The 6,606-nt window shown below is 60.9% G+C and carries 5 protein-coding genes; 3 read left to right on the top strand and 2 right to left on the bottom strand.

Translation table 11 applies throughout. The annotated features are described in order from the left end of the window. Positions 1-230: 230 nt before the first annotated feature. Complete coding sequence (locus tag ACP7E3_RS01240; protein WP_057004027.1) at positions 231-1,409, top strand: GDSL-type esterase/lipase family protein; 1,179 nt, start codon at positions 231-233, stop codon at positions 1,407-1,409. A gap of 56 nt (positions 1,410-1,465) precedes the next feature. On the opposite strand, the gene ilvD is transcribed toward ACP7E3_RS01240, so the two are convergent. After that, complete coding sequence (gene ilvD / locus ACP7E3_RS01235) at positions 1,466-3,307, bottom strand: dihydroxy-acid dehydratase (protein WP_057003962.1); 1,842 nt, start codon at positions 3,305-3,307, stop codon at positions 1,466-1,468. A gap of 451 nt (positions 3,308-3,758) precedes the next feature. On the opposite strand from ilvD, the gene ACP7E3_RS01230 reads away from it, so the two are divergent. Beyond that, the gene (locus ACP7E3_RS01230) at positions 3,759-4,217 is read left to right on the top strand and encodes an REP-associated tyrosine transposase (protein WP_046381744.1); all 459 of its coding nucleotides are present in this window, start codon (positions 3,759-3,761) and stop codon (positions 4,215-4,217) included. A 131-nt stretch (positions 4,218-4,348) separates the two neighbouring features. On the opposite strand, the gene ACP7E3_RS01225 is transcribed toward ACP7E3_RS01230, so the two are convergent. Then, positions 4,349-5,545: a class I SAM-dependent rRNA methyltransferase gene (locus ACP7E3_RS01225; RefSeq protein ID WP_426122121.1), complete on the bottom strand. Its 1,197-nt coding sequence runs from the start codon at positions 5,543-5,545 to the stop codon at positions 4,349-4,351. 240 nt (positions 5,546-5,785) lie between these two features. Here ACP7E3_RS01225 and ACP7E3_RS01220 point away from each other — a divergent pair, with 240 nt between their 5' ends. Next, on the top strand, positions 5,786-6,598 hold the full coding sequence (locus tag ACP7E3_RS01220; RefSeq protein ID WP_169850532.1) for an HDOD domain-containing protein: 813 nt from the start codon (positions 5,786-5,788) through the stop codon (positions 6,596-6,598). The last annotated feature ends 8 nt before the right edge of the window (positions 6,599-6,606 follow it).

Genomic DNA, 6,606 nt, shown 5'->3' with positions numbered 1-6,606 from the left:
ACATTACCCGTGGGTTTTCGGGGTTTTTTGGGGGGGGGGGCGTTCCCCTTTTTTGTTTTTTTCCCCCCCCCCCCTTTTGGGGCCCACCCCCCCCTCCCACCTGTTGATCCCCCGTGTGTTGGAGGTTTTCTCCAGGCAAAAAAATGCCCCGCACGGCGCGGATTTTTATCGGGCCTGTGCCGCTGAGCGACGGCTATAGTCAACTATCGGGATGGTCAGGGGACTGCAACATGTGGCTATGGCTATGTCGCTCGATGGTGTTGCTGGCGGTGTCAGGCGGATGCAGTGCGCTGTTCTCGATTCGGGCCTTGGCGGCAGAACCGCAAGCAGTGCCTGTTTCTGGTTTAGTGACGTTGGCCGACAAGCTCAAGGTTTCGCACGGTAGTTCCGTCAATATCGTGCAGTTGGGCGACTCCCATACGGCGGCTGATTGGTTTTCCGGTGAAATGCGCCGTTTGTTCCAACTGCAATATGGTGAGGGCGGAATAGGTTTCGTCGCGGCTACACCGGTCCCAGGCACCCGTTACGATCAAGTGGTACTGGCGGCTGATAGTGACCAATGGCGCCTGATTTCAAGCCGTTATCAGCACAGCGATGAATTCCCGCTCGGTGGTTATCTGGCGTTGCCCGTGGCGCCCAACGCCCACGTCAGGATTGGTGTGCGAGAACCCCATGAAATGCGCTACCGGGTTTCTGCGCTGTACCGAGCTGATGTTGACAGCGGTTTGGTGGCGGATGACGGCATTCGTCACATGGCGGTGCCATTGTTGTCGACTTCCGGGCAATGGCGGTTCAGTCGGGCGCTCGAAAATCTGGCCCTGCCATTGGACCTGGCGATCATCAGTGAACGGGGGGTTGCGCTCGGCGGCTGGAATATCGAGTCACAGCAACAGACTGGAGTGACTTACTCGGCACTGGGTATCAACGGTGCAACCCTGAATTCGGTCGATTCGTGGCAGGCCGGATGGGAGCATACGTTGAACGCGCTGCATCCCGACCTGCTGGTGCTGGCGTATGGCGGTAACGAAGCGTTCGATGACGATCTGGATCCGAGGCGTTATCACGATGAGTTGCTTGAAAAGCTCGCGTTCTTGCGCCGCACATTACCCGCCACCGTGCTTTTGTTGGTCGGGCCGGCAGACTCGATAAAGCAGCGGTCCGGCATGGCGTGCGAAGAGCGTCAGCCGAAAAATCTGTCTCGGGTCATCCAGATCCAACGGCAGGCCGCCTTACGCGCGGGGGCTCTGTTCTGGGACTGGCAAGCGTATATGGGAGGCCCCTGTTCGATTGAGGCTTGGCAGGCCGACCACCTTGCTCAGAACGATCTGGTTCACCTGAACGAGCAAGGCTATCGAAAGAGTGCGGCCGGGCTTTATCGTTATTTGCAAACCCGCTTGGCTGGGCAGTAAACCTTTAACAAAAAGCCCCGCACTGGGCGGGGCTTTTTTATGCGCAGGATTAGGCCTTACAGCCCGTCCAGCATTGCCTTGTTACGCACGGCACCCTTGTCGGCACTGGTCGCCAGCAACGCATAAGCCTTCAACGCAGTAGTCACCTTGCGTGGACGCTTCTCCACCGGCTTCCAGCCCTTCTTGTCCTGCTCGACCCGGCGCGCGGCCAGTTCTTCGTCGCTGATCAACAGGTTGATCGAGCGGTTCGGAATGTCGATCAGTACCTTGTCGCCGTCCTGTACCAGGCCAATCGCGCCGCCGGCAGCGGCTTCAGGCGAAGCATGGCCGATGGACAGGCCCGAGGTGCCGCCGGAGAAACGGCCGTCGGTCAACAGCGCGCAGGCTTTGCCCAGGCCTTTGGATTTCAGGTACGAAGTTGGGTAGAGCATCTCCTGCATACCCGGGCCGCCTTTCGGGCCTTCGTAGCGGATGATCACGATGTCGCCTTCTTTGACTTCGTCGGCGAGGATGCCGCGTACCGAGCTGTCCTGGCTTTCGTAGATCTTGGCGCGACCTTCGAACACGTGGATCGACTCATCCACACCGGCGGTTTTCACCACGCAGCCGTCGAGGGCGATGTTGCCGTACAGCACGGCCAGGCCGCCTTCTTTCGAATAGGCGTGCTCGACACTGCGGATGCAGCCGTTTTCACGGTCGGCGTCGAGGGTGTCCCAACGGGTCGACTGGCTGAACGCGGTCTGGGTCGGGATGCCCGCCGGGCCGGCCTTGAAGAAGGTGTGTACGGCTTCGTCGTCAGTCTGGGTGATGTCCCACTTGGCGATGCCTTCGGCGAGGGACTTGCTGTGTACGGTCGGCAGGTCGGTGTGCAGCAGGCCGCCGCGCGCCAGGGAACCTAAGATCGAGAAGATCCCGCCGGCGCGGTGCACGTCTTCCATGTGGTACTTCTGGATGTTCGGCGCGACTTTGCACAGTTGCGGCACGTGGCGGGACAGGCGGTCGATGTCGCGCAGGTCGAAATCGATCTCGGCTTCCTGGGCCGCGGCCAGCAAGTGCAGGATGGTGTTGGTGGAACCGCCCATGGCGATGTCCAGGGTCATGGCGTTTTCGAACGCCTTGAAGTTGGCGATGTTGCGCGGCAACACCGACTCATCGTTCTCGCCGTAGTAGCGCTTGCACAGCTCGACGATGGTGCGGCCGGCCTGCAGGAACAGTTGCTCGCGGTCGCTGTGGGTGGCCAGCGTGGAACCGTTGCCCGGCAAGGCCAGGCCCAGGGCTTCCACCAGGCAGTTCATCGAGTTGGCGGTGAACATGCCGGAGCACGAACCGCAGGTCGGGCAGGCGCTGCGCTCGTATTCCGCGACCTTCTCGTCAGAAGCGCTGGAATCGGCGGCGATGACCATGGCATCGACCAGGTCGAGGCCGTGGGAGGCGAGTTTGGTCTTGCCGGCTTCCATCGGGCCGCCGGAGACGAAGATCACCGGGACGTTCAGGCGCAGGGCGGCCATCAGCATGCCGGGGGTGATCTTGTCGCAGTTCGAGATGCACACGATGGCGTCGGCGCAGTGGGCGTTGACCATGTACTCCACGGAGTCGGCGATGATCTCGCGGCTCGGCAGGGAATACAGCATGCCGTCATGGCCCATGGCGATGCCGTCGTCCACGGCGATGGTGTTGAATTCCTTGGCGACACCGCCGGCGCGTTCGATCTCGCGGGCGACCAGTTGGCCCAGGTCCTTGAGGTGGACGTGGCCGGGGACGAACTGGGTGAACGAGTTGGCAATCGCGATGATCGGCTTCTTGAAGTCGTCATCTTTCATCCCCGTGGCACGCCACAGTGCGCGGGCGCCGGCCATGTTGCGGCCATGGGTGGATGTTTTCGAGCGGTAATCTGGCATTTGAGCCCTCCGGGCGGCTAATCAAAACTAATCAGGTGCTAAGGGGAGTGAGCTTCTATGGACGTCTGGAACACCCGAAAAATGGCACTGGTGTCCGGACGTTGCCGCAAACGTTACGGGATCGCCGTGCGTTTTGGCCTCGAGCTCATAAACCCGCCGGGGGATGACTGGCGATGAATAGGCCGATTCTACACCGCTGGCGGCTGGAGGGAATGGCGAAAAGCGCCGTGGCGACGCACGCCCGGATCAACCAATCTGATGTAGGAGCGAGCTTGCTCGCGAAAAACGAACAGGCGACACGGGCCTCCTGAGAGTACGGCGTTATCGTTGACGCTTTTCGCGAGCAAGCTCGCTCCTACAGGGGAGGGACATATTCAGAACCACTGTTTAGAGGCCGGTTGACGTCGCTGCGCCTACCGTTTCTCTTTCACTCACAGAAGAGGACGAAGGAATGTCCACCCAGCAACGTGCACATCGGCTGCGCATCGGGCGCTGTTCGGAGTCGGGCCGTATTTACCTGATCACTGCGGTTACCCATCAACGACAATCGGTCTTTCAGGACTGGCGCATCGGCCGCCTGCTTGTCAGTGAGTTCAGGCAGGCTCAGGACGAGGGTGAGGCGACTTCGCTGGCCTGGGTGGTCATGCCTGACCATTTCCATTGGCTGGTCGAGTTGCATAACGGCGACTTGCCAAGGCTGATGCGAATCACCAAGTCGCGAAGTGCCCGTGCCATCAACCAGGCCAGGTGTTCGTTCGGGACCCTATGGCAAAAAGGTTACTTCGACCGCGCACTGCGTCGGGAGGAAGATTTAAAAGCAATGGCCCGCTATATCGTGGCCAATCCCTTGCGTGCAGGGCTGGTCAAGCATATCGGCCAGTACCCGCTATGGGACGCCATCTGGTTGTGACCTCTTCCCCCTTGTAGGAGCGAGCTTGCTCGCGAAGCACGTCAACGATAACGCAGCGCTATCAGGTAGCCCGCGTCGTCTATGCGTTTTTCGCGAGCAAGCTCGCTCCTACAGGGGGACGGTTTTGGTCTTTAGCTATTTGGCAGCAACCGGCAGGTGATGCTCTTGATGTAGCGCGTCTCAACAATCGCCGGATGCACCGGGTGATCCGGGCCCTGGCCGCCGCGTTCGAGCATCTGGATGTTGCGGTCCAGGTGGCGGGCGCTGGTCAGCAGGATGTTCTGCAGGTCGTCTTCCGGCAGGTGCATCGAGCACGAGGCGCTGACCAGGATGCCGTCCTTGCTGAGCAGGCGCATGGCTTGCTCGTTGAGGCGGCGGTAGGCGCCTTCGCCGTTCTTCATGTCTTTTTTGCGTTTGATGAAGGCCGGTGGGTCGGCGACGATCACGTCGAAGCGTTCTTCGCTGGCTTTCAGCTCTTTGAGGGCTTCGAAGACGTCGCCTTCGATGCAGGTCATTTTCTCGGCGACGCCGTTCAGCGCGGCGTTGCGCTCGACGCCGTCGAGGGCGAAGGCCGAGGCGTCGACGCAGAACACTTCAGTGGCGCCGAAGGTCGCGGCTTGCACGCCCCAGCCGCCGATGTAGCTGTACAGGTCGAGGACGCGCTTGCCTTTGGCATACGGGGCCAGGCGTGCGCGGTTCATGCGGTGGTCGTAGAACCAGCCGGTTTTCTGGCCCTGGATCACCGGGGCTTCGAATTTCACGCCGTTTTCTTCCAGCGCGACCCACTCCGGCACCAGGCCGAACACGGTTTCGACGTAACGGTTGAGGCCTTCGGCGTCGCGCGCGGCGGAGTCGTTCTTGAACAGGATGCCGCTCGGCTTGAGCACTTGGGTCAGGGCGGCGATCACGTCTTCTTTATGCGCTTCCATGGTCGCCGAGGCGATCTGTACCACCAGGATGTCGCCGAAACGGTCGACCACCAGGCCCGGCAGCAGGTCGGAATCGCCGTAGACCAGGCGGTAGAACGGCTTGTCGAACAGGCGGTCGCGCAGGGACAGGGCGACGTTCAGGCGGTGTACCAGCAGCGACTTGTCCAAAGGCAACTTGATGTCACGCGACAGCAGGCGCGCGCAGATCAGGTTGTTCGGGCTCATGGCCACGATGCCCAGGGTCTTGCCGCCGGCCGCTTCGAGGATGGCCTGGTCGCCCGCCTGGAAGCCGTGAAGTGGGGTGGCGGCCACGTCGATTTCGTTGCTGTAGACCCACAGGTGGCCGTTGCGCAAACGACGATCGGCGTTGGCTTTGAGACGCAGGCTTGGCAGGGACATGACGTCGCTCCGGAAAAAAGAGCGGGAGTATACCGTGTTGCATTACATTTCGTGGCTTGGCCTGATGGGTTGCAGGGGGGGCGCGTGCTGTGGCGTCCATTTGATAGGAGTGCCATTTGGTTTTTTGAGGTGTCGGTCAGCTTCCCATCGGGGTTAGAATCCCCCTCTCGCCCAGAGTGTGTACTTATGTCCCAAGAGCTTTCCGCCGAACAGATCCAGCAGGCCCTGCAAGGCATCAGTGTGCCGCCTCAGCCGCAAATCATGGTGGATTTGCAGATGGAACAGTACATGCCCGACCCGGACCTGGAAGTGATCGCGCGGTTGATTTCCCAGGACCCGGGCCTGTCCGGCGCGCTGCTGAAGATCGTCAACTCGTCGTATTACGGCCTGAGCAACAAGATCGCCTCGATCCAGCGCGCCGTTAACCTGCTGGGTAGCCGTTCGATCATCAACCTGATCAACGCCCTGTCGATCAAGGGCGAGATGAGCGACGACACCATCGTCACCCTCAACCGTTTCTGGGACACCGCCCAGGACGTGGCCATGACCTGCCTCACCCTGGCCAAGCGCACTGGCGCCCAGGCGGTGGACGAAGCCTATGCCCTGGGGCTGTTCCACGATTGCGGCGTGCCGCTGATGCTCAAGCGCTTCCCCAATTACATGGTGGTGCTCGAAGAGTCCTACGCCAATGCCGGTGCCGACTGCCGAGTGGTCGACACCGAAAACAATGCGTTCAACACCAACCATGCGGTGGTCGGCTATTACACCGCCAAGTCCTGGCGCCTGCCGGAGCATGTGACCGACGCCATTGCCAACCATCACAACGCCCTGGCGATCTTCAGCGATGAGTCGCCGCGCAATCCGCAGCTCAAGAACCTGCTGGCGATCCTGAAAATGGCCGAGCACATCTGCGCGTCGTACCGGGTGTTGGGCAACCAGCCGGTCGACTATGAGTGGGACGCGATTGGCCATCTGGTGCTGGACTACGTGGGCCTGTCGGACTACGACTTCGAAAGCATGAAGTTGTCGATCCGCGAACTGGGCGCGCACTGACCCTTACC

This window comes from Pseudomonas sp. PSPC2-3, assembly GCF_049898265.1.
GTDB lineage: Bacteria > Pseudomonadota > Gammaproteobacteria > Pseudomonadales > Pseudomonadaceae > Aquipseudomonas > Aquipseudomonas veronii.
Note: the sequence above shows the minus strand (reverse complement) of the source record. Positions and strands in the feature narration are given on the sequence as shown.

What these genes read in the sequence shown, in the direction of transcription:
- ACP7E3_RS01240 (WP_057004027.1), top strand. Translation starts at nt 231, where the DNA reads ATGTGGCTATGGCTATGTCGCTCGATGGTGTTGCTGGCGGTGTCAGGC.
- ilvD (WP_057003962.1), bottom strand. Translation starts at nt 3,307, where the DNA reads ATGCCAGATTACCGCTCGAAAACATCCACCCATGGCCGCAACATGGCC.
- ACP7E3_RS01230 (WP_046381744.1), top strand. Translation starts at nt 3,759, where the DNA reads ATGTCCACCCAGCAACGTGCACATCGGCTGCGCATCGGGCGCTGTTCG.
- ACP7E3_RS01225 (WP_426122121.1), bottom strand. Translation starts at nt 5,545, where the DNA reads ATGTCCCTGCCAAGCCTGCGTCTCAAAGCCAACGCCGATCGTCGTTTG.